Source organism: Zeimonas sediminis, assembly GCF_023721795.1.
Lineage (GTDB): Bacteria > Pseudomonadota > Gammaproteobacteria > Burkholderiales > Burkholderiaceae_E > Zeimonas > Zeimonas sediminis.
Window position 1 is genome coordinate 2883703 of sequence record NZ_JAMQYE010000001.1, and the last position, 26239, is coordinate 2909941.

Genomic DNA, 26239 nt, shown 5'->3' on the forward strand with positions numbered 1-26239 from the left:
TCAGAGCCGGTCGATCAGCTCGAGCAGCCGCACGCCGTCGGGCGCGGTGGCGCGCAGGAACTCCTTCTTGACCGCCGGCTGCATCGCGTCGGCCATCGCCTGCTCCTGGGCCTTGGTCAGCGAGATCGTCTGCATGCCCTTCTCGTTGAGCACGCGGACGTCCTCGGCCGGCACGCCGTCGGCGTTGCGGATCGAGCGCTGCACCGCCTTGTCGGCGGCCGACTGGATCGCGTTGCGCACGTCGGCGGGCAGGCCGTTCCACCAGGCCGGGTTCACGACCAGGTTGTCGAAGGCGAGGATGATGTTCGACGCGACGCCGTACTTCTGGATCTCGTAGAACTTGCGGCTGTAGGCGGCCTTCACGCCGGTGAAGCCGGCGTCGAGCACGCCGGTCTGCAGCGCCTGGTAGACCTCGGTGCCGGGCATCGCCGACGGCGACGCGCCCATCGCCTCCAGGCCGGCGTCGAACAGCCGGTTCAGGCCGCGGATCTTCAGGCCGGAGAAGTCGGCCGGCGAGACCAGCGGCTTCTTCGCCGAGGTGAAGATGCCGTCGTTGGTGTCGACGATCCACGCGATGTTCTTCACGCCGCGCGCGGCCATCTTCGCGTCGAGCAGCTTCGAGGCCTCCGAGCCGATGAAGGCCTTCTGCTTGGCGACCGAGGTCATCAGGTAGGGGATCACCGTGACGCTCATCTCGGGGATCGTGCCGCCCCACTGGAAGCTCAGGATCGCGGCCGCCTCGACCTTGCCGCTGGCCACGGCCGGGTGGTTCTGGTTGGGCTTGAAGAGCTGCGCGGCGCCGAACAGCTGCACGTCGACCCGCCCCTTGGTGGCGGCCTCGACCTCTTTCTCGAACTGCTGCAGGTTCAGCGCGGTGTGATGCGTCGGCGGGAACTGGTGGCTGATGCGCATCGTGAAGTCGGCGGCCAGCGCGCTCGCGCACAGGCCGAAGGATGCGACGGCGCCGGCGGCGAGGCGCAGCGTCGAGCGACGGGTCGGGGTCATCGTTGTCTCCTCGGTGATTCGGGTTTGGGTCGGGAAGCGGGCCGCCGTGCTCAGGCCACGGCGTGACTCGTGCGAAGCGCCTCGATCTCGTCGGCAGCGTAACCGAGGCCGGTCAGCAGCTCCAGCGTGTGCTCGCCGAAGCGCGGCGGGTCCATCCGCACCGGCAGGCGGGCGCCGGCCAGCGTGATCGGGAACAGCGTGGTGCGCACCGTCTGGCCTGCCTTCTCGCCGTCGGAAAGCACGATGTCGGCGAGCCCGCCGGTGGCGTTCAGGTGCGGGTCGTCGTACAGGTCCTCGGGCCGGCGGATCGGCGCGAAGGGCAGGCCCGCCTTCTCGAAGAGCGCTGCCAGCTCGGCCGCGGAGTGCCTGGCGAGCCGCTCGCGCAGCAGCGGCATCAGCGTGGGGCGGGCGCGCACCCGGTCGTTGTTGGTGGCGAGCGCCGGGTCGGCCTTCAGGTCGTCGAAACCGAGCACGTCGCAGAAGGTCGAGAACTGCCCATCGCTGACCGCCGCCAGGAAGATCTGCTCGCCGTCCTTCACTGTGAACACGTCGTAGATCGCCCACGGGCTCTCGCGCGCAGGCATCGGCGCCGGATGCCGGCCGGTCATCGCATACTGCAGCATGTGCTGGCCCATCAGGAACACGTTGTTCTCGAACAGCGCCGACTGGACCTCCATGCCCTTGCCGGTGATGCCGCGCTGGATCAGCGCGCCCATCGCGCCGATCGCGCCGAACAGCCCGCCCATGATGTCGTTGACGCTCGAGCCCGCGCGCAGCGGGTCGCCCGGCCGGCCGGTCATGTAGGCCAGCCCGCCCATCATCTGCACGACCTCGTCGAGCGCGGTGCGGTGCTCGTAGGGGCCGGGCAGGAAGCCCTTGTGGCTCACGTAGATCAGCCGCTCGTTGAGCCTGGACAGCGACGCGTAGTCCAGGCCGAACTTGGCGAGCGCGCCGGGCTTGAAGTTCTCGGCGACGACGTCCGCGCCGGCCGCGAGCCGGCGCGCCACCTCGGCGCCCTCGGGCTTGCGCAGGTCGATGCCGATGCTCTTCTTGTTGCGGTTGAACATCGGGAAGAAGCCGGTGCCGGCACCGAGCAGGCGGCGGGTCGCCTCCCCGTCGATCGGCTCGACCTTGATCACCTCGGCGCCCAGGTCGGCCAGCACCATGCCGCAGGTCGGGCCCATCACCATGTGGGTGAACTCGACGACACGCAGGCCTTGCAGCGGCTGCGGCGCGGAGCGGGCGGCGTCGGTTGCGGTCATTCGGGCGTGCTCGCGGGTCGGGGTGCGGGTGGGGTGTCGGCGTCGTGGCAGGGCGCTCGCGAGCTCAGGCGGCTTCGCGCATCGTCTTGGGCAGGCCCGCGCGCCAGATCGAGCCGTGCAGCGGCACGTCCTCGAGCCAGCCCGCGACCTTGCCGCGCAGCGCGATCAGCGCGTCGAAGTCCAGGCCGGTCTCCTCGTCCATGCTGGCGAACAGGTAGGCGAGGTCCTCGGTGGCCACGTTGCCGCTCGCCCCTGGCGCGTGCGGGCAGCCGCCGAGGCCGCCCAGCGAGGCATCGAAGCGGCGGATGCCGACCTGCCAGGCGGCGAACGCATTGGCCATGCCCAGCCCGCGCGTGTCGTGGAAGTGGCCGCAGCCGAGCCGGTTGCCGGCGATCTCGAGGCCGCTGGCGAACAGGCTGCTCACCGCCTTCGGATCGGCGTAGCCGACCGTGTCGGCAAGCCCGATCGCGTCGACGCCCAGGTCGCTCACCGCGCGCAGCAGGTGCAGCACTTCCTCCGGTTCGACCCTGCCCTGGAGCGTGCAGCCGAACGCGGTGCTGATGCCGATCTCGACATGGCACGAAGCTCCGGCGGCGTCGCGCAGGGCCACGATGGCCGCGATCTCGCGCAGCACTTCCTCCGGCGTCTTGCGAAGGTTGGCCAGGCTGTGCGCCTGGCTGGCCGACAGCGGCAGCAGCATCGCGTGGGCGCCGCTCTCGAGCGCTCGTTCGGCGCCCTTCAGGTTGGGCACGAGCACCGACACGGTCAGCCCGGGCAGCGTCTTCGCGAAGGCGACGAGCTCGGCCGTGTCGGCGAGCTGCGGCAACAGGCGGGCCGGCACGAAGGAACCGACCTCGATCTCCCGCAGGCCGGCGGCGTGCGCGTCGCGAAGCCATTCGAGCTTGAGCTCGGTCGGGAGCGTGCGGGCGATGCTCTGCAAGCCGTCACGCAGGCCGACTTCGCGGATGGACACGGGATCGGGCGAGAGGTTCATGGCGCGCGATTCTAGACTTTCCCGTGCGGATCGATCACGCTTTATTGGAAGCTTTGGCGTTCCGGTTCGGCATGGCACACTGCCGGGCACGCGCCAAGAGACGGGCGGGCGACGACCCGGCCCGTCTCGCAAGGATCTCCCGTCATGACCCGAGGCATCGACCCCCTGACCCTTCGCCTGTTCGTCGCCGTGTGCGAGGAGCGCAACATCGCCCGGGCCGCGGCGCGCGAGGCGCTGGTCGCATCCGCGGTCAGCAAGCGGATCGCGGCGGTCGAGCGGGAGATCGGCGCGTCGCTGCTGGTGCGCGGGCGGCGCGGCGTCGCGCCCACCGCTGCCGGCGAGGCCTTGCTGCGGCGGGCCCGCGAGATCCTGGGCGCGATGGACCGGCTGCAGGCCGAGCTCGACGAGTTCGCCAGCGGGGTGCAGGGCAACGTGCGCGTGATCGCCAGCGTGACGGCGCTGGCGGAACGCTTGCCCGAGGACATCGCGAGCTTCCTCGCTCGCTACCAATCGGTGCGGGTGAGCCTCGACGAGGGCGTCAGCACCGCGATCGTGCGCGCGGTCCGAGAGGGGGCCGCTGACCTCGGCGTCCTGTGGGATGTCGCCGATCTCGAGGGGCTCCAGGCGGTGCCTTACCGCAGCGACCGGCTGTGCGTGGTGATGCAGGCCGGGCATCCGCTGTCCGGCCTGCCGGCGGTGCGCTTCGAGCAGACGCTGGCCTACCCGTCGATCGGCGTCACGCCGGGCGGCAGGATGGAGGTGATCCTGCGCCGCCAGGCGGCCCTGCTGGGTCACGTCCTGACCCCGAGGATCGTGGTGTCGAGCCTCGACGCCGCGCGGCGGATCGCCGCGGCGGGGCTGGGGCTGGCGATCCTGCCGGAGGAGGTGACTGCGCCGCACGCGGGTGCGGGAGGGTTGGCGCTCGTGCCCTTGTCCGATTCCTGGGCTCGCCGGCAGTTCGTCGTGTGCTCGCGGCCCGACTCGCTGCTGTCGGCCGCCGCGCGGCTGTTGAACGAGCACCTGAAGCGGGAAGCGCTGCACGGCTAGGCCGTCCGCGGTTCTCCTGCCGGCGCTTCAGGGCGCGGGCTTCACCAGCGGCCAACCGCGGCGCGCCCACTCGCTCATGCCGCCCTGCACATAGCGCACGTGCGAGTAGCCGTGCTCGCGCAGCGCTTCCAGCACCGCGCTCGAGCGGTTCTGCGTGCGGCAGATCAACAGCACCGGCTTGCCCGGGTCGACCGGGATCTCGCCGGCGCGCGTGGGAAGCTGGCTCATCGGCAGCAGGCGCGCCCCGGGCGCCACCCCGGTCGCGTGCTCGTCGGGCTCGCGGATGTCGATCAGGATCGCGCGGCCGGCCTCGAGTTCCGCCCGGGCGAAGTCCAGGCTCACCGCCCGGTCGGCCGTGTCTTCCTTGCAGCCGGCGGCCAGCAGCGCCAGCGCAATCGCCGACGCGGCCAGGCGGCGCCGGCGCGGGTCGAAGCGCGCGGGGGCTGCCGGGGTGCCGGCGAGGGACGGGAAATACGGGTTCATGACAGAGGGCAATTCTGTCATCTTCGCGCGCCTCGCGGCGACATCCGTCGCGCCGCCGGCGGGTTAACCTGTCGCGCAAACCTCCAAGGAGAAGGAAGCTCTCATGAACGACCGCTCCACTCGCGTCGCCATCCTCGGCGCGGGTTTCGCAGGCCTGTCGACGATCCGGGAGATCCGCAAGCGGGACTCGCAGGTCGAGCTCACGCTGGTCGCGCCGCGCGCCGAGCTGCACTACCTGCCCGGCATGGTGTGGATCCCGAGCGGGCTGCGCAAGCGCGAGGACCTCGTCGTGCCGCTCGACGGTTTTCTCGAGCGGCAGCGGGTGAAGTTCCTTGCCGCCGAGGTCACCGGGCTGGCCGACGGCGGGCGCGCCGTGAAGACGAGCGCCGGCGACCTGGCCAACGACGCGCTCGTCATCGCCACCGGCGGCCGCTTCATCAGGAAGCTGCCCGGCATCGAGCACGCGATCACGCCTTGCGAGGGCATCGCGGCCGCCGAGAAGATCCGCGACCGGCTTCGCGAGCTGCAGGGCGGCACGATCGCGGTCGGCTTCGCCGGCAACCCGAACGAGCCCAGCGCGATGCGCGGCGGCCCGATGTTCGAGTTCCTGTTCGGCATCGACCAGCAGCTGCGCCGCGAAGGCCGGCGCGAGCGCTTCGAGCTGGTGTTCTTCAACCCGTCGAAAGAGCCGGGCAACCGGCTGGGCCCGAAGGCCGTCGGCTTCCTGCTGGCCGAGATGGCGCGGCGCGGCATCCGCACCCACCTCGGCCACAAGATGCAGCGCTTCGAGAAGGACAAGGTGGTGACCGAGGGCGGCGAGTTCGCCGCCGACCTGATCCTGTTCCAGCCGGGCATGACCGGCAACGCCTGGTTCGACGCGACCGAACTGCCGCGCTCGCCCGGCGGGCTGATCCAGGCCGACGCGCACTGCCGCGTGCCCGGCTTCGAGCGCGTCTACGTGGCCGGCGACTCGGGCAGCTTCCCGGGCCCCGACTGGATGCCCAAGCAGGCGCACATGGCCGACCTGCAGGCTGCTGCGGCCGCGGCGAACCTGCTCGGCGACCTGGCCGGGCGGCCGTCGAACGAGACCTTCAAGGTCGAGCTCGCCTGCATCGTCGATGCGGTCGACCGCGGCACGCTGATCTGGCGCACGCCGGAGAAGAACCTGCTTGTTCCGACCACCCGGCTGTTCCACTGGGCCAAGCGCGGCTTCGAGTGGAACTACCTGCGGCAGTACCGCTGACGCGGTAGCGGCCGGGCGCTCGTGCTGGCTCGGCTGCGCGCGTTCGCGCTCGCGCTGCTGCTCGCCGCGGCGGGCTTCGCGCCGGGCGCGGCTGTGGCGGCTGGCCCCGGCGAGGGCGCCCGATACGCGGCCAGCGCCGGCGCGGAATCCGCCTCGACGGTTGCGCGTGCCGTCGCGGTCGTCGACGTCTTCGTCCGCGACGGCTGTCCGCACTGCGCCGACGCCAAGGTCTTCCTGTCGCGCCTCGCCGAGCAACGACCGGGGCTTCGCGTCGAGTACCACCCGGTCGACACCGACCCGCAGGCGCTCGAGGAGCTGGTCGCGATCTCGCGCGCGGCGGGGGCCTGGCCGCCCGGCGTGCCGACCTTCGTCGTCGACGGCCGGGTGATGGTCGGTTTCGACGATGCCGAGCACGCCGGCCGCGAGCTGGTCGCGCTGATCGACCGGGCCAGTGCGCCCAGGGACAGCGTGGAGACCCGGCTGTTCGGCACCCTCAGCGCGTCGCGGCTCGGCCTGCCGGCGTTCACGCTGGCACTCGGGCTGCTCGACGGCTTCAATCCCTGCGCGATGTGGGTGCTGCTGTTCCTGCTGTCGCTGCTGGTGCGGATGCGCGATCGAAGGCGCATGGCGATCGTGGCCGGCACCTTCGTGCTGGTCAGCGGGCTCGTCTACTACGCGTTCATGGCAGCCTGGCTGAACCTGTTCCTCGCGATCGGCATGTCGGACGGGATTCGCGTGGTGCTGGCGGCCACCGCACTGGTGATCGGCGCGGTGAACCTGAAGGACTTCGTGGCCTTTCGGCAAGGGCCTTCGCTGTCGATTCCCGAGTCGGCGAAGCCGGGCCTCTACGCGCGGATGCGTCGCGTGATGAAGGCGAAGGCGCTGCCGGCCGCGCTGCTCGGCGTGGCCGCGCTGGCGGTGATGGTCAATTTCGTCGAACTGCTGTGCACGGCCGGCCTGCCGGCGATCTACAGCGCGGTGCTGGCCCAGCAGCAGCTCGAGGCGGCGGTCCACTACGCCTACCTGGGCCTGTACATCGTCGGCTACATCGCCGACGACTCGCTGATGGTCGGCGCCGCGGTGTTCGCGCTGGGCAGCGGCAAGCTGACCGAGCGCGGCGGCCGCTGGCTGAAGCTCGCCAGCGGCGCGGTGATGCTGGCGCTCGGGCTGGTGATGCTGCTGCGGCCGCAGTGGCTCAGCTGACGCCCTGGCTGGCGTCCTCCAGCACGATATCCGCGGCCTTCTCGGCCACCATCATCACCGCCGCCTGGGTGTTGCCCGACACCATCTTAGGCATCACCGAAGCGTCGACCACCCGCAGGCCTGCCAGCCCGCGCAGCTTCAGCCTCGGGTCGACCACCGCCATGTTGTCCTCGCCCATCCGGCAGGTGCCGATCGGGTGGTAGATCGTCTGGCCGTTGATGCGGCCGAACTCGAGCCACTCGTCGTCGGTGTTCACCTGCGGCCCGGGGGCGGTCTCGGTCACCACGAATCGCTGCATCGCGGGCTGGCCGACGATTCGCCGCGCGATCTTCATCGCCTCGACCAGGCACTGGCGATCGACCTCGGTGGCGAGGAAGTTCGGCCGGATCGAAGGACCCTCGAACGGATTGGTCGAGCGAACGTGGATGCTGCCGACGGACTCGGGCCGCAGCTGGGCGACGCCGATCGTCATGCCCGGCTCGCGATCGAGGATGCGCTCGGCCGCGTTCGCATAGCTGGCGTGCACGAAGAAGTATTGCGCGTCGGGCGTGGGCAGCTCGGGCCGGGTGCGCACGAAGCCGTGGACCAGGCCGGTGCCGAGCGTCAGGATGCCGGTGCGCGTGGCGAAGTACTGCGCCACGGCGCGCGCGAGCCGCCAGCCGCGCGCCAGTTCGTTCAGCGTGATCGTGTCCTTCAGCCGCCAGTTCATGCGCGTGCAGAAGTGGTCGATGTAGTTTTCGCCGACCCCCTGCAGCGCGTGCCGCACCCGGATGCCGAGCGGCTCGAGCACCGACGGCCGGCCGATGCCCGACAGCTCCAGGATCTGCGGCGTCTGCACGCTGCCGGCCGCCATGATCACCTCGATGCCGGCGTTCACGGTCACGTCCTGTCCGGCCTGCCGGAAGGTCACGCCGGTGCAGCGGGCGCCATCGAGCTCGAGCTTCAGCACGTGCGCGCCGGTCTCGATGCGCAGATTGGGCCGGCCGCGCGCGGGCTTCAGGTAGCCGTCGTAGGTGCTCCAGCGCCGGCCGCGGTGCTGCAGCGCCTGGTACCAGCCGAAGCCGTCCTGCCGCTCGTCGTTGTAGTCGTCGTTCATCGGCTGGCCGTCTTCCGCGGCCGCCTTCAGGAAGGCATCAGCGATCTGGAATCGCTCGCTGACCCGGTGCAGCCGCATCGGTCCGCCGTGGCCGCGCCTGGGGCCGCCCGGCGCGTAGTCCTCGAGCTTCCTGAAATACGGCTCGACGTCGGCGGAGCCCCAGCCGCGCGCGCCGGCACGCTCCCAGGCGTCGTAGTCGCCGGGCTGGCCGCGCACGTAGATCATGCCGTTGATCAGCGTCGATCCGCCGAGTCCCTTGCCGCGCGGCACCGCGATCACCCGGTTGCGGGTGTTCTCCTCGGGCTCGGTCTGGAAGCCCCAGTTGAACTCGCGTCCGCGCATCAGGTTCGCGAAGCCGGCCGGGATCGGGATCCAGAAGTTCTTCGGCTCGCCGCCGGCCTCGAGCAGCAGCACGCTGTGGCGGCCCGACTCGGTCAGGCGGTTGGCGAGGATGCAGCCGGCGGCGCCGCCGCCGACGATCACGTAGTCGTAGCTGTCCATGGGGTCTCGTTGCGGTGTGCGTGCGGCGGTTCCGGGCGGCGTGCGGCTCGCGTACGGCTCAGGACAGGCGCGGCACGATCGGGGCGCCCATGAAGGCCGCCATCAGCTCGATCTGGCAGGCGAGCATCGGCTTGCCGTAGTGCACCCTGCAGCCGCGCGCCTTCGCCGCCTTCAGCAGCGCGGTTTCCTCGGGCTGCATGATGATCTCGGCCACCAGTTGCCCGGGCTGCAGCCGCGCCGCGTCGAGCGGCAGCGGATCGTCTTCGCGCAGGCCCAGCGAGGTCGCGTTGACGACCAGGTCGTGGCCATAGGGGTCGGGCGTGCCGACCGCCATGTGGACGCCGGGCCCGGCCTTCGCCACCCGGTCGACCAGCTGGCGCGCCTTGTCGGCGGTGCGGTTGTAGACGGTGAGCCGCGACACGCCGGCCTCGGCCAGCGCCCAGGCGATCGCGCTGGCCGCGCCGCCGGCGCCGGCGAGGTAGACGCTCAGGCCCGCCGGCTCGATGCCGTGGCTGCGCAGGCCGGCCACGAAGCCGTCGCCGTCGAGCATGCCGCCGCGCAGCCGGCCGTCGGGCAGCCGGCGCACGATGTTGACCGCGCCGATCGCGCGCGCGGCGTCGGTCAGCTCGTCGCAGTGCGCGAGCATCGCGGTCTTGTGCGGCACCGTGGCCACGAAGCCGCCGAAGTTCTGCTGCGCGCGCAGGCCGGCGAGCACGGTGCCGAGGTCCTCGGGCCTAACGTGGATCGGCACCATCACGCCGTCGAAGCCCTGCGCCTCGAACACCGGGTTCATCAGCTGCGGCGCCTTCACGTGATGGATCGGGTCGGCGAGGATGCCGTAGATGCGTGTGTGGCCGGTGATCTCGCGCACGGTCGGGGCTCTCGGTTCGGAAGTCGACCCGTCATTTTGCATCGGTTCGGCCGGCCGCATCGGTTCGGCGCAGCGTCCGGGCTGCCAGCAGCGCCAGCGCCGCCACGCAGAATCCCGCCCCGGCCACGAAGGTGAGGCTCGCGCCGAAGCGGTCCCACAGCAGGCCGGCCAGCGCGCTGGCCAGCAGCATCGCGATGCCGCTCACAAGGTTGAACAGGCCGTAGGCGGTGCCGAGCAGGTCGCGCGGCGCGGCATTCGCGACCATCGTGGCGAGCAGGCCCTGCGTGATGCCCAGGTGCAGGCCCCACAGCGACACGCCGACCCACACCCAGCTCCAGTGGCTGCTCCAGGCCAGCGCCAGGTCGGCGGCGATCAGCACCGCGAGCCCGAGCGCGAGCAGCTTGCCGTGGTCGACCCGGTCGGACAGCTTGCCGAACGGATAGGCCGACAGCGAATAGACCACGTTCATGCCGATCAGCACCAGCGGCACCAGCGCGAGCGGCAGACCGCCCTGTTCGGCGCGCAGCACCAGGAAGGCCTCGCTGAAGCGGGCCAGCGTGAACACCGCGCCGAAGGCCACTACCCACCAGTACGCGCGCGGCAGCCGCGCGAGGCTTTCGCGGCGGATCGGGTTCCTCGGAACGTGGCCTTCCGGCCGGCCCGGCTCGCGAATGCCGAGGAACAGCAAGGCCACGGCGAGGAAACCGGGAATCGCCGCCACCCAGAACACCGCGCGGAAGTCGTCGGCCCAGGCGAGCATCAGGCCCATCGCGATCAGCGGGCCGAGGAAGGCACCCACCGTGTCGAGCGACTGGCGCAGGCCGAATGCGGCGCCGCGCAGCTCACGCGGGGCGATCTCGGCGACCAGTGCGTCGCGGGGCGCGCCGCGGATGCCCTTGCCGATCCGGTCGATCACGCGCGCCGCCAGCACGAAGCCCGCGGCGGGCGCCACCGCGAACAGCGGCTTGGACAGCGCGCCGAGACCGTAGCCCAGCACCGCCAGCGGCTTGCGCCGGCCCCAGTAGTCGGACAGCGCGCCGGAGAACACCTTGACGATCAGCGCGGTGGCCTCGGCGGCGCCCTCGATCAGGCCGACCGCGAACGCGCTCGCGCCGAGCCCCGTGACCAGGAACACCGGCAGCAGGCTGTGGATCATCTCCGACGAGACGTCCATCAGCAGGCTCACGAAGCCGAGTGTCCAGATGGCGGCGGGCAGGCGCCGCCCTGGCTCGCCTGGCACGTTCACGGTTCGCCCAATGGCTTCATGGCCCCGACCGGCCCGTCGAGCGGCGGTCCGGCGACCTGCCGACGGGCGCTGCTCACTCGTAGACCAACGGGGCGGGCACCAGGCCCCCGTTCTGGTCCTCGCCTCCCAGGACCAGCAGGCGACCGTCGGGCAGGCGGTTCAGCGTGTGCCATCGCCTCGGCGTCGGCATCTCGGCCAGCGCGCGCTGCGTGTCGGCGCGCCAGGCCACGCAGCTGCCGGTGGCGGGCTCTCCAGGGAGCTGGCCTCCGAACAGCAGCACCGAGCCGTCGGCCCGCGCATGGCCGCTTGCCAGGGTGCGGGCGCTGCCGAGCGCCGCCGCGCCGGAGAAGCCGTTCGTCGACGCATCGAAGCGCAGCACGCTCGACAGCAGCGTCAGGCCCTGCCCGTCGAGGATCTCGCCGCCGAGCAAGAGCACGCTCCCGTCGGACAGTCGCTCGGCGACGTGAAGCAGGCGCCGCTCGGTCACGTTCGAAGCCAGCGGCGTGAAGGTCTCGGTCGACGGGTCGAAGATCTCCGCGAAGACGAAGTCCGTGCCGGAGAAGTGGCCGCCGGCGATCAGCACCCTGCCGTCGTCGAGCAGCGTGGCGGAATGCCCTTCCCGGGGGTGGCTCATCCTGGAAGCGAGCAGGCGCCAGCTTCCGGTGGTCGGTTCCCACAGCTCCGCAGTGTCGTCGTTGGTGCCGCCCACCACGAGCGCCCGGCCGTCCGCGAGCAGTGTTGCCGCGTGGGCGCCTCGCGACCGTGCCAGCGATCCGGCGTCGCTCACCGTCCCGTCGACCGGGTTCACCAGCTCGGTCAGGCGATCCACCCCCAGGCCGGTGTTGCCTCCGAACACGAGGATGCGGCCGTCGGCGAGCCGCAGCGCCGAGTGTTCCGACCGGCCGGTGGCCAGGCTGCCGATCCGCGTGAAGCTGCGCGTGACCGGGTCGAAGCGGTCGACGTCGGCCGACAGCGTGCTGCCGCCGCGGTCGCCGCCGATGACGATCACGCTGCCGTCGGCTGCCTCGACCGCCGCGTGGTAGGCGACCGGGAACGGGGTCGGCAGCTCGACGAAGCGTTCGCGGAACGCGACCGGCAGGAGCAGTTCGCGAACCTGCGGCGCTTCGCCGGCCTTCTCGACGATCAGGCGGTAGACGACCGAGTCGGCCAGCGCCGGGGTCTGCACGACGGCGCCATTGGCAACCGGCCCGATGCCGGGCTCGATGCGGGCGCTGTCGCCGTCGAAGCGGACGCTGAGCAGCGCCTTCTCGCCGACCAGGTAGCTGCTGCGGTCCGAGGACAGCTGGATGGCGGGTGTCGAGGAATCGCCGCCGCCGCCGCAGGCGGCGAGCGTTGCGCAGGCCGCTGCGCCGAGCAGCAGCGTTCGCCGGCGGATCTCGAACGGCGATCGGGGGCGGGCAGGAGAAGGCATGGGGGCGGGAGATGAACGCATGGAGTTCGGGGCCGGGCGTGTGGGCGCTCGGTCAGTTGACGGTTTCCGCGACCTGGAGCAGGTCCAGCGGCGGAAACGCCTTGAGCCTGCGCGCGACCTGCATGTTGATCACCACCGCGAAGCGGCTCATCCGGGCGACAGGAAGGTCGCCGGGCTTGCGCTTGCCGACGAGGATCTTCTCGGCCTGCATGCCGGCGAGCCGGCCGACCTCGGCGTAGCGGGCCGCGACCGAAATGAGCGCCTGCGAATCGCGAACCAGGGACTCGTAGGGGCTCAGCACCGGGATGCCGAGGCCGTTGGCCGCCTTCGTGAGGGCGTCGGCATGCTCGCGCAGGAAGGACGAGGACCCCAGGTACAGGAAGTCGACGCCCGCGGTCTTCATCTCGGCGAGCTTGAGGCCGATGTCCTCGGTGCGCGGCTGCCGGTCCTCGCCGAGGGGCAGTTCGCGGGCCACCAGTTCGAAGCCCAGCGGCGCGGTCAGCGCGGCCAGTTCATCGCGCTTCAGGACGGAGTTGCGCTCGTCGGCGTGATAGAGCAGGCCCAGGCGCCTGAAGCCGGGCCGGTAGGCGCGCAGCGTCTCGATGTTCACCTGCTCGGGCAGCCGGTTGTAGGTGCCAGTCAGGTCGGGCCGGCCCGGCGCGTCGAGGCCGCGGATCAGCCCGACGCCGACCGGGTCCGCGACGATCATGAAGACCTTGGGGATGTCGTGCGCGAACCCCGGCTTGCCGGCGTCGGAGAGTCGGCCGGCGATGCCCAGCGTGACGCTCGTGCCGTAGGTGAGGATCAGGTCGACGCGCTCGGCGCGCGCCTCGGCCACGAAGCCCGGCAGCCGCTCCTTGCGGCGGTCGGCGTCGCGCACCAGGAAGTCGGCCTCGACCGCCTTCTCCCTGAGGTAGGCCTGGAAGCCCTCGCAGGCTTCCTCGCAACCGTTCCAGGTCACGATCATCACCTTGAAACGCGCCTCGGCGGCCGGGCTCGCCACGCCGAGGCAGAACGCGATCGCGGCGAGCAACAGTCTGGTCATGTCGATCCTTCTTCCCCTTGGCCCGTGTGCGCGCGCCCGGCGATCTCCGCCAGCGCATAGGCGCCGATGCCGGCCAGCACCACGACGCCCATCGCACCGATGCTGCGCTGGGGGCCGGCCAGCGGCAGGAACCAGGCGCTGGCCGACAGGCCGGCGATCGCCCCGGCGCGTTCGAACAGCCGCAGCGCCGAGCGCGCCCCGGGCGAGCCTCCGGCCAGCCGGTCGGCCAGCGTGTAGAGCGGCGCCCTCATCAGCGTGTGGCAGATGCCGAAGGCGCAGACCGCCAGCACCGTTGGCCAGAAACCATGCCACGCGGTCAGCGACAGCATCGCGACGCCCGATCCGCCGGCGCCCGCGAGCACCAGCGGCTTCGGTCCGATCCGGCCGTCGGCCCAGCGGGTCACGATCGCGCCGAGCAACACCACCGGAAGGTAATAGAGCATCACGACGCGTGCAATCTCGGCGGGCCCCGAGCCGGCGCCCGCGAGCATCAGCGGGGTCAGGTACCAGACGAACACCGCGGTAGCCGTGCTCATCGGCACGGCGGCGCCGAGCAGCAGCGCGACGAAGCGCGGGTCGAAGCGGAATGCGGCTGCGCCGCCGGCCCCCGCACGCATCTGGCCGGCCGCGGTGAGCATGGCTCCGGCCGCGGGTGCCTCGTCTCCCTCGCCGCGGGCGGCGGCTACCGCCGGGTCGCCGGCGCTGCCGCGCATCGTGACGACGCCGATCGCTCCGGCGATACCTGCGAGCAGCGCACCCGTCAAGAAGGCCGCGCCGAAGCCGAAGCGCCCGGCGATCACGCCGCCGAGTGCCGAGCCGCAGAAGACCCCGGCGTAGACGACCGCCAGGAAGGTGCCGATCGAGCGCGTCGCGCCGCGGCCCGCGTCGGCTCGCAGCGCGTACTCCTGGCAGGCGATCGTCGCCAGCGCGTAGAAGCTCGCCATCACGACGCGCCAGAACACGATCTCGGGGACGCTGTCGCTGAAGCCGAGCGCGGCCAGCGCGAGCGCCGCAGGCGGCACCGAAGCCAGGAACAGGCGCCGCGGGCCGTGGCGCCGGGCCAGCGCGCCGGCGAACGGCGCCAGCACGGCGAGCGCCACGAGGTAGGCCATCAATGGCGCCGCCGCCGCGAACTCCAGCGGCAGCCACGCCGGCCGCTCGGCCGCCCGGGCGAAGACCGGCAGGAAGGACACGGACACCTCGGTGGCCACCGAGAACATGAACAGCGCCGGCCGGATGTCGCCGACGTCCGACAGCCGAAGCATCGCCGGCCTGCCGGTGGCGATCCTGAACTCGCGGCTCGCCAGCACATCGTCGCGCACCCGCGCCGGCAGCGCGGCCAGGCGCTCCGCGAGGTCCTGGGCGCGATCGTTCAGCCGCTGCGCCGTGCGGCCCAGGCTGCCGATGCCGCCGGAGCCGATCCGGTGCAGGAAGTCGCCCACGGCCTGCCGCTCGAGCAGGCGCTGGATGCGCTCGAGCGGCTTGCCGACCGACAGCACGGCGATCGCCACCGCGAGCTCGACCGCCATCAGCACGGCGACCATCGCCAGCACGACGATGTCGAGGAACACGTCGGCCAGGCGCGACTCGACGAAGCCGGCGCGTGTGTCGATCCTGATCTCGCCGACCAGCCGGTTGCCGTCGACGATCGGGAACGCCTGTGCGTTCTGGCGTCGCGACAGCAGCATCGAGATGCCGGCTGCGTGCAGTCGCGCCGGCGCCGGCGCGCGCTGAGCCTCGGAGATCGTCCGGCCGGCGGCGTCGACGACGGCGATTCGCTCGACCTCGCCGAAGCGCGAGAGCGTCTCGGCCAGGTAGGCGTCGAGCCCGGCCATCGCGTCGAGCTGTACGCCGACGTCGAGCGCGCGCTGCAGCTCGGTTCGCACGACCGATCCGATCAGGCGGGTGCGCTTGGCGAGCTCGGGCTCGACCGCCTGGTTGAAGGTGACGACGGCGATCGCTCCGGCCGCCAGGACCGCCGCGGCCAGCAGCGCGACGAGCATCGCGACCAGCCGTGCGCGCAGCCCTTCGCCGGGCCCGGGGCCGCGCGCCTCGGTCATCCGGGCGACCCGTCTCGCGCGGCCAGCGCGCGGCCTGCGGCGCGGTACTTCCGCTCGGCCAGTTCGAGCCGCTCGTGCAGTCCGGTCGCGCCCGCGGGCGGCGGCGGCGCGCGCCCCCCGGCCGCGCTGCGCCAGGCGGCCTGTTCGAAGGCCAGCACCTCGCCGTCGATCGCCGCGAAGTGGCGGATCTGGCGCGCGAGCCCCCAGCGCAGCAGCAGCGCGGCCAGCGTGGAGACCGCGACCAGCACCGCGATCGCCGCCAGGGACAGGTTCGCCAGCATCGCACGGGTTCGCGTGAGGCCGTCGCCACCGGGATAGACGATGAGGATGCCGCCTGCGCTGGCACCGTCGCGCCCGGGAATGTCGACGCTGCCGAGGAATTCGTCGCCGGTTTCGCGGAACCAGCCGGCACCCGCTTCCACCGACCGGGCCCGCGATGCCTCGGGCGGTATCGCGAACGGCGGCTGCGGCGACGTCGAATGGACGATCCTGCCCGAAGCGTCGAACACGTGGATCGCGAGGATCGCGTCGTCGGTCTGGCGCGCGCGTTCGAGCAGCGCGGTCGCGTTGCGAACCGTCGACAGCGGCAGGCCGAGCCGCACCGCCGACGCGAAGGGCGCCACCGTCCGGTCTGCCAGGACCAGCAGGCGCTCGCCGACAAGCCCCGCGTTGATGCTGGCGAAGCGGACCGTGGCCAGTGCCACGAAAACGCCGAGCACCACCAGCATGACCACGGTTACCGCCGCCCAGATGCGCCAGTACAGCGCCATGTCTCTCCCCGGATGTCCGGCTCGCGGGCCGGAGCGGGCCGTCATCGAACCGCCGCCTGACCTGCAGCCAGTCTACGTTACCGAAAATGCCCGAAATGCGCGACCATGCGGATACGGCAGGCGCGGCTGGCAGGTCGGCTCCCGGTGAGCAACGCAGGCCGTGCAGGCTCAACGAGGACGAACGATGGAACAGGACACGAGCAGGATCGAGAACGAAGTGAAGGCCGCGGTCGACAGCGACCCGGGCGAGATCGCGGACAAGGTGCGCTCGGTGACCCTGCACGCCCTGTCGGGCGGCGCGCTGGACACGGCGAGCCTTCGCGCCGTGATCACGGCGGTGCTGAAGGGCGCGCAGGAAGGCGTCGAGCGCCCTGGCGAGCAGCGGGCCGCGGCGCTGCGCGAAGCGGTGCGCGGGCTCGACGAAGCGCTCGCCGCCGCCGCCCAGGCGACCCAGCTGGCGATCCAGGAAGCCGCCGGCCGGACCGGCGAGTTCTCGCGGCAGGGCCTGAAGACCCGCCTGGACGAGCTCGGCTCGGTCGAGTCGCTGTTCGTCGATACGCTCGCCGAGGCCGCGCGCAGCGCCACCGGCCATGCCCGCGAAACGCTGCGGGCGCTGGCCGAGCATTCGCGCGCCAGCGGCACCGCGGTGGGCGGCCGAGTGCAGGCCGCCGTGGGCCAGCTCGCCGGCGCCCTGGCGGGCGCGGCGCAGGAAGGCCTCGAGGCAGGCGCCCGCACGCTGCGCAACGAGGCGGAGTTGTTTGCCGGGCTCGCGGCCGGCGTGCTGCGCGGCATTGCCGACCGTCTGCACTCGCCGGGCGACAAGACGGGCGGCTCCAGCGAAGACTGCGCCTGATGCTCTGGCAGGCCCTCGGCGCCGCCCGCGACCTGTCGCGGGCCAACGACATCGCGTCGGTCCTGATCCGCTACGGCTTCGGCGACCTGGTCCGCCGGATCGGCATGGCCGCGGTGCTCGAGCGCGCCGGCCGGGCGCTGCACTGGCAGTCCGCGCAGGAGCTGGCCCACCTGGAGCCGCCGGCGCGCGTGCGGCGCGTGCTCGAGGAGCTCGGCCCCACCTTCGTGAAGCTGGGCCAGATCCTCGCCACCCGGGTCGACCTGTTCCCGCCCGAGTGGATCGAGGAGTTCGGCAAGCTGCAGGACGAAGCGCCGGCGGTGCCCTTCGACCGGATTCGCGAGCAGCTCGTCGAGGATCTCGGCGAGGCGCCCGAGACCGCCTTCGCGCGGCTCGACACCGAGCCGCTGGCGGCCGCCTCGCTCGCCCAGGTCCATGCGGCCACGCTGCAGGACGGTCGCGAGGTCGTGCTGAAGATCCGGCGCCCCGGCATCCGGCCGGTGGTCGAGGCCGACCTGCGGCTGCTGGCCCGGCTGGCCGAGGTCATGGAAGCCGAGGCGCCCGACCTGCGGCGCTATCACCCGCGCGAGGTGGTGCGCGAGTTCACGCTGTCTCTGCGCCGCGAGCTCGACTTCGCCGCCGAATGCCGGATCGCCGAGCGCGTGGCCGCCAACTTCGCCGACCACCCCGAGATCGTGGTGCCGGGCATTCACTGGCAGTGGTCTGGCGAGCGGCTGAACGTGCAGGACCGGGTCGACGGCATCCCGGGGCGGGACCTGGCCGCGGCCGACGCGGCGGGGCTCGATCGCAAGCTGCTCGCGCGCCGCGGGGCCGAGGCGGTGCTGAAGATGATGCTCGAGGACGGCCTGTTCCACGCCGATCCGCACCCGGGCAACGTGTTCTTCCTGCCCGGCGACCGGCTCGCCTTCATCGACTTCGGCATGGTGGGCCGCCTGTCCGAGGACAGGCGCTGGCAGGTCGCGATGCTGCTGCACGGCCTGGTCACCGGCGACTCGGCCACCGTGGCCGAGGTGCTGCTCGACTGGCGCACCGACGCCGAGGGCGAGGCCGACGCCGCGCGCCTGCGCCACGAGATCGACGCCTTCGTCGACCAGTACAAGGGCGTGCCGCTGAAGCAGCTCGACCTGGCGGCCATGCTCTCCGACCTGCTCGCGATCCTGCGCGAGCACGGACTGTCCCTGCCTTCCGACCTGTCGCTGATGATCAAGGCCTTCATCACGCTCGAGGGCATGGGGCGCCAGCTCGACCCCGACTTCGACATGGCCGCGCAGGCCCAGCCCTTCCTGCAGCGGGTGCTGATCGAGCACAACTCGCCGGCGGCGATCGCACGGCGCGGCTGGCGGGCCGCCAGCGGCGCGCTGAGCCTTGTCGCGAGCCTGCCTCAGGACCTGCGCGAGCTGCTGCGCGCGGCCCGGCGCGGCCGGCTGAACCTGCAGGTGGACATCGCGTCGGTGGAGCGGCTCGGCGAGAAGCTCGACCGAGCCGCGAGCCGGATCACGATCGGCATCGTGACCGCCGCGCTGATCATGGGCACCGCCACGCTGCTGACCGTGGTCCAGGACCCGGCGCTGGTCGGCCTGCGCACCTTCGGCCTGCTCGGCTTCATCGGCGCGGTGGCGGGCGGCGTGTGGGTCGTGGTGTCGATCTGGCGCGGGCGGCGCGGTTGAGGGCGCGGCCCTCCGCGGCGTCCGGCTGCCGGGCCGCGATCTCGCGCGCCAGCGCCACGAAGGTGCCCAGAGGGCCGGCGAGATCGTCGTCACGGTAGGCGAGGGTGAGCGGCGCGTCGAGCGGGGCCGGCGAGGCGAGCGGCCGATAGCGGATCGCGTGGGCGTGCGCGCCGCGCATCGACGCGGGCACTACGGTGATCCCGATGCCCGCGGCCACCAGGTTCAGGTTGGTCATCATCCGGTCGACCTCGGCGACGATTCTCGGCTGCACGCGATGGCGCGCGCAGAGCGCCAGCAGGTTGCCGTACAACCCGGGCGCGCCGGGGCGCCGGGCCAGGATCGTGTCCTGGCCGTCGAAGTCCTTCAGCCGGAACGGCGTGTCGTCGCTGGCGCGCTCGGCCAGCGGATGATGCAGCGGCAGTGCGACGATCGCCGGCTCGGTCAGCAGCGTCTCCATCCGGACGCCCGTCGGGCGCGACACCGGCACCCGCAGGAACGCGCAATCCAGCCGCTTTTCGGCGACCGCCTCGGTCAGCTCCGACGCGTTGTTCTCGCTGATCGCGAGCGCGATCTCGGGGAAGCGGCTGCGGCACTCGCGCAGCACCTCGGGCGTGAAGGCGTGCGCGGCGGCCGAGCTGGTGAACCCGATCGCCAGGCTGCCCAGCTCGCCGCGGGCGATCCGCACCAGGCGGTCCTCCATCGCATCCATTGCCTCGAGCACGCGACGCGCCTCGGCGAGGAACAGGCTGCCGGCGCGGGTCGGCTCGACCCCCTTCGGGTGGCGCAGGAACAGCGGCGTGCCGACCCGCTCTTCGAGTTCGCGGATCTGCCGGCTGAGCGGAGGCTGCTGGATGCCGAGGCGGCCCGCGGCGCGGGTCATGTGGCCTTCCTCGGCCACGGCGACGAAATAGCGCAGGTGTCGGATGTCCATACCGCGAAGATATCGGAAGGAGGGCTGCAGGATATTTGAAGTCTTGCCTGCACGCCGATACGATCCGCCGACCGACGACGAACCGGACCCCCGAGGAGACTTTCCGATGCGCACGCCGTTCCCGCCCGATGCACGCCGCGCCGCCCGGCGGACACTGCCGGTCATCGCATCCGCGGCGCGGCGGGTGTCCGCGCCTGTTGCGCTCGCCGTCTTGCTGTCGGCCTGCGCGCAGCTGCCGGTGCCGAGCGGCGAGAAGGCGCCCGCTGCGGCGGCCTGCCCCGAAGGCGTGCCCGCCGGCGCGCGCTGCCTGCGCGGGCAGGATTCGGCCGGCGCCCACTACCTGATCGTGGTGCCCGCGAACTGGAACCGGATGCTGGTCGTGCACGCGCACGGCGGCCCCACGCTCGGCGAGCCCAAGGCAAGCCGCGCCGACGCCGACATCAAGCGCTGGGCGATCACGGTGAAGGCGGGCTACGCGTGGGCCGGCTCGGTGTTCCGGCAGGGCGGGGTCGAAGTGCGCGCCGCGGCCGAGGACACCGAACGGGTGCGGCGGATCTTCGTCGAGCACGTGGGCAAGCCGACGCGCACGATTCTGCACGGCCAGTCGTGGGGCGCCAACGTGGCGGCCAAGGGGGCCGAGATGTATTCGGCCGATGCGGCGCGCTCGCCCTACGACGCGGTGCTGCTGACCAGCGGCGTGCTGGCCGGCGGCACCCGCGCCTACGATTTCCGGCTCGATCTGCGGGTCGTCTACCAGTACCTGTGCGGCAACCATCCGCGCGCCGACGAGCCGCAGTACCCGCTGTGGATGGGGCTGCCGGCCGACAGCAAGCTGACCCGACCCGAGCTCGCCGCGCGGATCGACGAGTGCCTGGGCGTTCGCAAGCCGGCCGCGCAGCGCAGCCCCGAGCAGGCGCGCAGGCTGAAGACGATCGTCGACGTGATCCGGATTCCCGAGTCGTCGGTCATCGGGCACATGAACTGGGCGACCTGGCACATGCAGGACATCGCGCTGAACCGCACCGGCGGGCGCAGCCCGTTCGGCAACGAGAGCGTGAAGTACCGCGGCTCGGACGACGACGCGAAGCTCAACGCCGGCGTGCTGCGCTACCGCGCCGACCCGCAGGCGGTGGCGAAGCTGGCGGCCGACACCGACCTGAGCGGGCGCATCGGCGTGCCGGTGCTCAGCGTGCACGGCATCGGCGACCCGACGATCTTCGTCGAGAACCAGTCGGCCTTCCGCGAGACGATGGAGCGCGCCGGCGCCGCGTCGCGGCTGGTGCAGGTGTACAGCGACCACGCCGCGCACAGCTACCTGAGCGACCCGACCTACGTGGCGGCCTTCGACGCGCTGGTGAAATGGGTCGAGAAGGGCGAGAAGCCCACGCCCGCCGGCATCGCGGAGAGCTGCAAGCGCTTCGAGTCCGAGTACGGCAAGGGCTGCAAGATCGACCCCGCTTACCGCCCGGCGCCGCTGCACGAGCGGATCGCGCCGCGGAAATAGCGGGGCCTGCGGCGCTCGGCGTGGCGGCGCCCTTCGGGGCGCACCGGGTTTAGGATCGGGGCGTCGAACGCGCCCCGAATCCATGGCACCGCCCCGCGAACCGCGTCATCACCACCACGTCTACGTCGTCGAGCTGTCGGCGCGCGTCTGGAGCGAGCCGCGCTTCCGTCGGGCCAATCCGGGCTGCCTGCCCGGGAAGCCCTTCGTCTACGTCGGCATGACCGGGCTCGATCCCGACCTGCGCTTCGACCGCCACAAGGCCGGCATCAAGGCGAACCGCTTCGTGAAGGACTACGGCCTGCGGCTGATGCCCGAGCTGTACGAGGTCTACAACCCGATGCCCTACGATGCTGCCTGCGAGATGGAAGTCGAATTGGCGGTGGCGCTGCGCGAGGCGGGGTATGGAGTGTGGCAGGCTTGATTGAGAGAGAAGCCATGAGGAAACGCGAGGGAGCCTTTCGAGGCGTCGGGTCGTTGCGTTCCGCGCTGGCCGCAGCGGGGCTCTTCCTGGCTGTGCTGGCGACAGTCGGTCACGCGAGCGAGCCCCGGAAGGGGCGTGCGAGCGCGCCGGAGCCCGGCGTGGTGTCGGCGAAGGCTGGGCTCGGCAGGCTGCTGTTCGAGGACACGAACCTGTCGAACCCGCCCGGCCAGTCCTGCGCGACCTGCCACGCGGCGGGGGCGGGCTTCGCCGATCCCGACCGCAGCGCGCCGACGTCGAAGGGCGTTCTCCCGGGGCGCTTCGGCGACCGCAATACGCCGACCGCGGCCTACATGGCTTTCAGCCCGGCGTTCCACTACGACGAGGCCGAAGGGCACTACGTGGGTGGCCAGTTCTGGGACGGTCGCGCCGCCACGCTCGAGGCGCAGGCGAAGGAGCCCTTCCTGAATCCGCTGGAGATGGCCAACGAGAGCGCCGCCCAGGTGGTGGAGAAGGTGCGCGCGGCCTCCTATGCGCCGCTGTTCGTCGAAGTCTTCGGGCGCGATGCCCTCGCCGATCCCGGCAAGGCCTACGAGCGCGTCGCGGAGGCGATCGCGGCGTGGCAGAGAACCGCCGCGTTCAGTCCGTTCTCCTCGAAGTACGACGCCTTCCTGGCCGGTCGCGCCCGGCTGTCGGCGCAGGAGCTGCGCGGCCTGCGGCTCTTCGAGCGGGAAGACAAGGGCAACTGCGCCGCATGTCACCCGGTGGCCAGGGGCGAAGACGGCCGGGGCGGGCTCGGCACCGACTTCACTTACGACAATCTGGGCGTGCCGAAGAACCCGGCCAATCCGTTCTACCGCCTGGCGGCCGAGCACAACCCGGCGGGGCAGGCCTACGTGGACCGCGGTCTCGGCGGCGTCGTCGGCAAGGCGGGCGAATACGGCAAGTTCAAGGTCCCGACCGTTCGCAATGTGGCGCTGACCGCGCCTTACATGCACAACGGCTACTTCGAGTCGCTGCGCGCCGTGGTCGACTTCTACAACACGCGCGACGTCAAGCCGCGCTGTGCGCAGGAGTTCGTCCCCGAGCGCGAGGCCCTGCGTCTGGGCTGCTGGCCGCGTCCCGAGATGGTGGCCAACGTGAACTCCGACGAACTGGGCAAGCTTGGGCTGAGCGCGCGGGAGGTCGACGACATCGTGGCTTTCCTGCACACGCTGACCGACGGCTGGAAGCCGGCCGATCGCCGCCGCGATCGTGCTTCCGCCAGTCGCTGAGCTCGTCGATGAAGCCCGCTCAACACCCGACCGCCCTGCGCACCGCGCAGCTGCTGCGCGACGCCGGCATCGAAGCCCGCGTCGTCGAGTTCGAGCAACCCACCCGAACCAGCGCCGAGGCCGCCGCCGCGATCGGCTGCTCGGTGGCAGAGATCGCGAAGTCGATCGTGTTCCGGGGCAAGGAGAGCGGGCAGGCGATCGTGGTGGTGGCGAGCGGCGACAACCGGGTCAGCGAGGCCAAGGTCGCCTCGCTGGTCGGCGAGCCTCTGGGGCGGGCGGACGCCGACTTCGTGCGCGAAGCGACCGGCTACGCGATCGGCGGCGTGGCGCCGCTCGGGCATGCCCGGGCGGTCAGGCTGCTGCTCGACCGGGACCTGCAGCGATTCGAGACGGTGTGGGCCGCGGCCGGGACACCGTACTCGGTGTTTCCGCTGACCCCGGCGCAATTGCGCGGCCTGACCGGCGCGGACTGGGCCGATGTGAGGCAGTGATGCTCGGCACGACGCGCGCGGCGGCGGGCGCTCGCGGCGCGGACGGCGGGGCCGCCCGGGCCTCGCGGCTCAGGCGTCGAACTCGAAGCCGCCCGCAGCGCGCAGCTCGCGCGACGCGTCGCCGGCGAGCATGTCGAGGAAGAGCGCCGCGAGCGCCGGGTCCTTCGCGGTCGCGGACACCGCCGCCGAGTAGACCGTGGCCAGCTCGAAGCGTTGCGGCAGCGCCCCGACCAGGTCCACGCCCTCGGTGTAGTTGATCTCTGTGATCTGGGTGCAGCCGATCAGCCGCGGCGCCGCCTGCGCGGCCAGCTCGCGCATCGCGGTGGCGCCGTTCGGGAACGCGCGGAAACGCGGCGCGAGCTGCTCGTGGATGCCCAGCTCGCGCATCACGTTGGCGAAGTGGATGCCGGCGGTCGCGCGCTCGGGGTCCGGGAAGTAGATCGCGTCGGCCGAGAGCAGGGCCGCGCGCAGGGCCTCGGGCGTGGACACGTCGGGCCGCGGCTCGCCGCTGCGCACCGCGATGCCGGTGCGCACCCGGCCGAGCGGGCGCCGGGTATCGCCGATCAGCGCGCCGGCCGCCGCCAGCTCGCCGATCATCTTGTCGGTGACCACCATCAGGTCGCAGGGCTCGCCGGCGAGCAGGGCTTCCTTCATCGCGCCGACCGCGCCGAAACGGCCCGCGATCGTCGCATCGGCCTGCGCGGCGAGCTTGGGCTGCAGTGCCTTCACGAGGCCCTGGGCGGCGCCCGCGCAGAGGATGTTCAGGGTCTTGGTGGTCATGGTGTCGGTCGTCCCTGTCGGATGATGCTCGAGTCAGTCGGATGAAGCGTGGATCGCGGCGACGATGTTCTCCGGGCTCAGCGGCAGCTCGCGCACCCGCACGCCGAGCGCGTCGAACAGCGCGTTGGCGATCGCCGCGACGGTCGGGCCGAGCGAGGCTTCGCCGGCGCCGAGCGAAGGCGCCTCCGAAGGCAGGACGTGCACGTCGATCTCCGGCACCTCGGAGAACTTCAGGATCGGGTAGTCGTCCCAGCGCTTCACGGCCATGCCGTCGGCGCCGAAGCGCACCGCTTCCTTCAGCGCCCAGCTGGTGGCCTGGATCGCGCCGCCCTCGATCTGCGCGACGACGCCGTCGGGGTTGACCGCCAGGCCGACGTCGACCGCGATGTCTAGCCGGCGTACCCGCAGCCGCTCGGCGGCCTCGACCTCGGCGACCACCGCGCACCAGGCGCCGGTGTTCTTGTAACGCGCATAGCCGATGCCGCGGCCGAGGCCTTCGGCGCCGAGCGGCGCGCCCCAGCCGGCGCGCGCCGCCGCGGCCTCCAGCACGGCGAGACCGCGCGGGTCGTGGCCGAGATGCCTGCGCCGCCACCCGAGCGGATCGTCGCCGGTGGCGTGCGCCAGCTCGTCGACGAAACTCTCGAGCGCGAAGACGTTGCCGAAGGCGCCGAGCGAGCGCAGCGCCGAGCTTCGCGGCGCGGGCAGCTCGACCAGGTGGCTGACGATGCGCCAGGCCGGCAGCGCGTAGCCCGGCACCGCGTTGCGCTCGGCGCCGCCGCCGACCGCGAGCGGCATGTTGATCGAGGCGGGCCGCTCGAAGGGCCGGCCGGTCTGCCAGCTGCCCAGCAGCGCCGGCGTCGGGCTGCGCCCGGGCCGGTTGCTGTGCCCCTGGCTCCACACGGCGTGCCGCCAGTGGCGCACCGCGCCGTCGTCGTCGAGGTCGGCCTCGAGCTCCACGACCATGCCGGGGCCGAGCGGCGCGCGGCTCAGCTCGTCTTCGCGTCGCCACAGCATGCGCACCGGCCGGCCCTGCGCCGCCCGCGCGAGCCAGGCCGCGTCGAAGGCGACGTCGTCGGCACCGTTGTGGCCGTAGCAGCCCGCGCCCTGCGCGTGGCGCACCCGGACCGCGTCGGGGTCCAGGCAGAAGGCCTGCGCCAGGTCGCGGCGCAGATTGAAGATGCCCTGGCTGTGCGTCCAGACCTCGAGCGCGTCGCCATGCCACTGCGCGAGCGCGCAGCATGGCGCGATCGACGCATGCGCGATCCAGGGCTTGCGATAGCGCGCGCGCAGGGTGCGCGCCGGCGTCGAGGAATCGACGCGAAGGCCGCCTCCATCGACGTGAAGCCCGTGCCCATCGGCATGGGCGCCGCCGCCTGCGGCGGCAGGTGTGCCGCGCTCGTCGACGACCGTGGTCCGCGCAGGCCAACGCTGCATCGCGTCGAGCGCCGTGCGCTCGTCGAGCCAGGGCTCGTCGTTCGCCCAGCGGGCGCTGTCGGCCAGTCGCGCGATCGCCTTGTCGGCCGCGGCGCTGTTCTCTGCGAGCAGGCCCAGCAGGTTGCCGTCGCGGTGCACCAGCACCACGCCGGCTACTGCGCGGGCCGCGTCCAGGTCGGCATCGACCAGCCGGCCGTCGGGGCGCGGCGGATGCAGCACGCGGCCGTGCAGCATGCCGGGCGAGGCCAGGTCGTGGATGAAGGCGGGCCGCCCGCGGAACTTCCCGGGCAGGTCGAGGCGGGGCACCGAGCGGCCCATCGCGGCGGGCGGGGCGGCCGCCTGCAGGCCGCGCGCTTCGCGGGCCTGCGCGCATTCGGCGCGCAGCGCGGCGCCGGCGTCCTGCACCGACAGGCTGCCCGAGGTCACGCCTTCGTCGGGCCCGTGCCGGGTGTCGGCTTCGACGATGCGGACGCGCTCGAGCGGCAGGCCGAGCTCGTCGGCCGCGATCTGCGCGAGCGCGGTCAGGATGCCCTGGCCCAGCTCGACCTTGCCGAGCCGCACCTGCACGGCGCCGTCTTCCAGGAACTCGAGTCTCATCGGTGTGCCTTCCG

The 26239-nt window shown here is 72.3% G+C and carries 23 protein-coding genes; 9 read left to right on the forward strand and 14 right to left on the reverse strand.

The genetic code is table 11. The features are described 5' to 3' along the window. The 3 genes from M6I34_RS13635 to M6I34_RS13645 all read right to left on the reverse strand — a co-directional run bounded on the left by M6I34_RS13635 (position 1) and on the right by M6I34_RS13645 (position 3261). The gene (locus M6I34_RS13635; RefSeq protein WP_272486224.1) at positions 1 to 1005 is read right to left on the reverse strand and encodes a TRAP transporter substrate-binding protein; all 1005 of its coding nucleotides are present in this window, start codon (positions 1003 to 1005) and stop codon (positions 1 to 3) included. 50 nt (positions 1006 to 1055) lie between these two features. Beyond that, on the reverse strand, positions 1056 to 2267 hold the full coding sequence (locus tag M6I34_RS13640) for a CaiB/BaiF CoA transferase family protein (protein ID WP_272486225.1): 1212 nt from the start codon (positions 2265 to 2267) through the stop codon (positions 1056 to 1058). Positions 2268 to 2331: 64 nt separating this feature from the next. After that, on the reverse strand, positions 2332 to 3261 hold the full coding sequence (locus M6I34_RS13645) for a hydroxymethylglutaryl-CoA lyase (RefSeq protein ID WP_272486226.1): 930 nt from the start codon (positions 3259 to 3261) through the stop codon (positions 2332 to 2334). A 144-nt stretch (positions 3262 to 3405) separates the two neighbouring features. Between M6I34_RS13645 and M6I34_RS13650 the strand changes: the two genes are divergently transcribed. Next, positions 3406 to 4308, forward strand: coding sequence for a LysR family transcriptional regulator (locus M6I34_RS13650; RefSeq protein WP_272486227.1), 903 nt, complete (start codon positions 3406 to 3408; stop codon positions 4306 to 4308). 27 nt (positions 4309 to 4335) lie between these two features. Here M6I34_RS13650 and M6I34_RS13655 read toward each other — a convergent pair whose 3' ends face one another. Further along, positions 4336 to 4812, reverse strand: a complete 477-nt coding sequence (locus tag M6I34_RS13655; RefSeq protein WP_272486228.1) for a rhodanese-like domain-containing protein — start codon at positions 4810 to 4812, stop codon at positions 4336 to 4338. Positions 4813 to 4894: 82 nt separating this feature from the next. On the opposite strand from M6I34_RS13655, the gene M6I34_RS13660 reads away from it, so the two are divergent. Both M6I34_RS13660 and M6I34_RS13665 read left to right on the forward strand, forming a co-directional pair. Then, complete coding sequence (locus M6I34_RS13660) at positions 4895 to 6034, forward strand: NAD(P)/FAD-dependent oxidoreductase (RefSeq protein WP_272486229.1); 1140 nt, start codon at positions 4895 to 4897, stop codon at positions 6032 to 6034. Positions 6035 to 6055: 21 nt separating this feature from the next. After that, positions 6056 to 7237: a glutaredoxin family protein gene (locus M6I34_RS13665; RefSeq protein ID WP_272486230.1), complete on the forward strand. Its 1182-nt coding sequence runs from the start codon at positions 6056 to 6058 to the stop codon at positions 7235 to 7237. On the opposite strand, the gene M6I34_RS13670 is transcribed toward M6I34_RS13665, so the two are convergent. From M6I34_RS13670 to M6I34_RS13700, 7 genes are all read right to left on the reverse strand, one after another. After that, entirely contained in the window at positions 7230 to 8834 is a 1605-nt protein-coding gene (locus tag M6I34_RS13670; RefSeq protein ID WP_272486231.1) for a GMC family oxidoreductase, read from the reverse strand. The two genes, M6I34_RS13665 and M6I34_RS13670, sit on opposite strands and share 8 nt — an antisense overlap. A gap of 58 nt (positions 8835 to 8892) precedes the next feature. Further along, the gene (locus M6I34_RS13675; RefSeq protein ID WP_272486232.1) at positions 8893 to 9705 is read right to left on the reverse strand and encodes a shikimate dehydrogenase family protein; all 813 of its coding nucleotides are present in this window, start codon (positions 9703 to 9705) and stop codon (positions 8893 to 8895) included. A gap of 31 nt (positions 9706 to 9736) precedes the next feature. Continuing rightward, a complete protein-coding gene (locus M6I34_RS13680) occupies positions 9737 to 10951 on the reverse strand; it encodes an MFS transporter (protein WP_418953517.1) in 1215 nt (404 codons plus the stop codon). A 73-nt stretch (positions 10952 to 11024) separates the two neighbouring features. Next, a complete protein-coding gene (locus tag M6I34_RS13685) occupies positions 11025 to 12383 on the reverse strand; it encodes a Kelch repeat-containing protein (protein ID WP_272486234.1) in 1359 nt (452 codons plus the stop codon). Between the two features lie 52 nt (positions 12384 to 12435). After that, positions 12436 to 13428: an ABC transporter substrate-binding protein gene (locus M6I34_RS13690; RefSeq protein ID WP_272486235.1), complete on the reverse strand. Its 993-nt coding sequence runs from the start codon at positions 13426 to 13428 to the stop codon at positions 12436 to 12438. After that, entirely contained in the window at positions 13425 to 15488 is a 2064-nt protein-coding gene (locus M6I34_RS13695; protein WP_272486236.1) for an MFS transporter, read from the reverse strand. The genes M6I34_RS13690 and M6I34_RS13695 overlap by 4 nt, the downstream gene beginning before the upstream one ends. After that, the gene (locus M6I34_RS13700) at positions 15485 to 16258 is read right to left on the reverse strand and encodes a hypothetical protein (protein ID WP_272486237.1); all 774 of its coding nucleotides are present in this window, start codon (positions 16256 to 16258) and stop codon (positions 15485 to 15487) included. The genes M6I34_RS13695 and M6I34_RS13700 overlap by 4 nt, the downstream gene beginning before the upstream one ends. A 184-nt stretch (positions 16259 to 16442) precedes the next feature. On the opposite strand from M6I34_RS13700, the gene M6I34_RS13705 reads away from it, so the two are divergent. Beyond that, positions 16443 to 17111: a DUF6781 family protein gene (locus M6I34_RS13705; RefSeq protein ID WP_272486238.1), complete on the forward strand. Its 669-nt coding sequence runs from the start codon at positions 16443 to 16445 to the stop codon at positions 17109 to 17111. Then, positions 17111 to 18796: an ABC1 kinase family protein gene (locus tag M6I34_RS13710; RefSeq protein WP_272486239.1), complete on the forward strand. Its 1686-nt coding sequence runs from the start codon at positions 17111 to 17113 to the stop codon at positions 18794 to 18796. The genes M6I34_RS13705 and M6I34_RS13710 overlap by 1 nt, the downstream gene beginning before the upstream one ends. Here the strand turns inward: M6I34_RS13710 and M6I34_RS13715 are convergent. After that, entirely contained in the window at positions 18732 to 19727 is a 996-nt protein-coding gene (locus M6I34_RS13715) for a LysR family transcriptional regulator (protein ID WP_272486240.1), read from the reverse strand. The genes M6I34_RS13710 and M6I34_RS13715 overlap by 65 nt on opposite strands. A gap of 106 nt (positions 19728 to 19833) precedes the next feature. Between M6I34_RS13715 and M6I34_RS13720 the strand changes: the two genes are divergently transcribed. From M6I34_RS13720 to M6I34_RS13735, 4 genes are all read left to right on the forward strand, one after another. Further along, entirely contained in the window at positions 19834 to 21231 is a 1398-nt protein-coding gene (locus M6I34_RS13720) for an alpha/beta fold hydrolase (RefSeq protein ID WP_272486241.1), read from the forward strand. Positions 21232 to 21313: 82 nt separating this feature from the next. Further along, positions 21314 to 21652, forward strand: a complete 339-nt coding sequence (locus M6I34_RS13725; protein WP_272486242.1) for a hypothetical protein — start codon at positions 21314 to 21316, stop codon at positions 21650 to 21652. Positions 21653 to 21813: 161 nt separating this feature from the next. Beyond that, positions 21814 to 22923 carry a cytochrome-c peroxidase gene (locus M6I34_RS13730; protein ID WP_272486243.1) on the forward strand — a complete coding sequence of 370 codons (1110 nt, stop codon included), beginning with the start codon at positions 21814 to 21816 and terminating at the stop codon, positions 22921 to 22923. Between the two features lie 8 nt (positions 22924 to 22931). After that, positions 22932 to 23414 carry a YbaK/EbsC family protein gene (locus tag M6I34_RS13735; RefSeq protein WP_272486244.1) on the forward strand — a complete coding sequence of 161 codons (483 nt, stop codon included), beginning with the start codon at positions 22932 to 22934 and terminating at the stop codon, positions 23412 to 23414. A gap of 69 nt (positions 23415 to 23483) precedes the next feature. Here M6I34_RS13735 and M6I34_RS13740 read toward each other — a convergent pair whose 3' ends face one another. Together M6I34_RS13740 and M6I34_RS13745 are read right to left on the reverse strand one after the other, a co-directional pair. Further along, on the reverse strand, positions 23484 to 24194 hold the full coding sequence (locus tag M6I34_RS13740) for a molybdate ABC transporter substrate-binding protein (protein ID WP_272486245.1): 711 nt from the start codon (positions 24192 to 24194) through the stop codon (positions 23484 to 23486). A gap of 33 nt (positions 24195 to 24227) precedes the next feature. Beyond that, complete coding sequence (locus M6I34_RS13745; RefSeq protein WP_272486246.1) at positions 24228 to 26225, reverse strand: xanthine dehydrogenase family protein molybdopterin-binding subunit; 1998 nt, start codon at positions 26223 to 26225, stop codon at positions 24228 to 24230. Positions 26226 to 26239 lie beyond the last annotated feature (14 nt).

Excerpts from the sequence above, each read along its gene's own strand:
- M6I34_RS13635 (WP_272486224.1), bottom strand. The coding sequence starts at position 1,005 with ATGACCCCGACCCGTCGCTCGACGCTGCGCCTCGCCGCCGGCGCCGTC.
- M6I34_RS13640 (WP_272486225.1), bottom strand. The coding sequence starts at position 2,267 with ATGACCGCAACCGACGCCGCCCGCTCCGCGCCGCAGCCGCTGCAAGGC.
- M6I34_RS13645 (WP_272486226.1), bottom strand. The coding sequence starts at position 3,261 with ATGAACCTCTCGCCCGATCCCGTGTCCATCCGCGAAGTCGGCCTGCGT.
- M6I34_RS13650 (WP_272486227.1), top strand. The coding sequence starts at position 3,406 with ATGACCCGAGGCATCGACCCCCTGACCCTTCGCCTGTTCGTCGCCGTG.
- M6I34_RS13655 (WP_272486228.1), bottom strand. The coding sequence starts at position 4,812 with ATGACAGAATTGCCCTCTGTCATGAACCCGTATTTCCCGTCCCTCGCC.
- M6I34_RS13660 (WP_272486229.1), top strand. The coding sequence starts at position 4,895 with ATGAACGACCGCTCCACTCGCGTCGCCATCCTCGGCGCGGGTTTCGCA.
- M6I34_RS13670 (WP_272486231.1), bottom strand. The coding sequence starts at position 8,834 with ATGGACAGCTACGACTACGTGATCGTCGGCGGCGGCGCCGCCGGCTGC.
- M6I34_RS13685 (WP_272486234.1), bottom strand. The coding sequence starts at position 12,383 with ATGCCTTCTCCTGCCCGCCCCCGATCGCCGTTCGAGATCCGCCGGCGA.
- M6I34_RS13690 (WP_272486235.1), bottom strand. The coding sequence starts at position 13,428 with ATGACCAGACTGTTGCTCGCCGCGATCGCGTTCTGCCTCGGCGTGGCG.
- M6I34_RS13695 (WP_272486236.1), bottom strand. The coding sequence starts at position 15,488 with ATGACCGAGGCGCGCGGCCCCGGGCCCGGCGAAGGGCTGCGCGCACGG.
- M6I34_RS13700 (WP_272486237.1), bottom strand. The coding sequence starts at position 16,258 with ATGGCGCTGTACTGGCGCATCTGGGCGGCGGTAACCGTGGTCATGCTG.
- M6I34_RS13705 (WP_272486238.1), top strand. The coding sequence starts at position 16,443 with ATGGAACAGGACACGAGCAGGATCGAGAACGAAGTGAAGGCCGCGGTC.
- M6I34_RS13710 (WP_272486239.1), top strand. The coding sequence starts at position 17,111 with ATGCTCTGGCAGGCCCTCGGCGCCGCCCGCGACCTGTCGCGGGCCAAC.
- M6I34_RS13715 (WP_272486240.1), bottom strand. The coding sequence starts at position 19,727 with ATGGACATCCGACACCTGCGCTATTTCGTCGCCGTGGCCGAGGAAGGC.
- M6I34_RS13720 (WP_272486241.1), top strand. The coding sequence starts at position 19,834 with ATGCGCACGCCGTTCCCGCCCGATGCACGCCGCGCCGCCCGGCGGACA.
- M6I34_RS13725 (WP_272486242.1), top strand. The coding sequence starts at position 21,314 with ATGGCACCGCCCCGCGAACCGCGTCATCACCACCACGTCTACGTCGTC.
- M6I34_RS13735 (WP_272486244.1), top strand. The coding sequence starts at position 22,932 with ATGAAGCCCGCTCAACACCCGACCGCCCTGCGCACCGCGCAGCTGCTG.
- M6I34_RS13740 (WP_272486245.1), bottom strand. The coding sequence starts at position 24,194 with ATGACCACCAAGACCCTGAACATCCTCTGCGCGGGCGCCGCCCAGGGC.
- M6I34_RS13745 (WP_272486246.1), bottom strand. The coding sequence starts at position 26,225 with ATGAGACTCGAGTTCCTGGAAGACGGCGCCGTGCAGGTGCGGCTCGGC.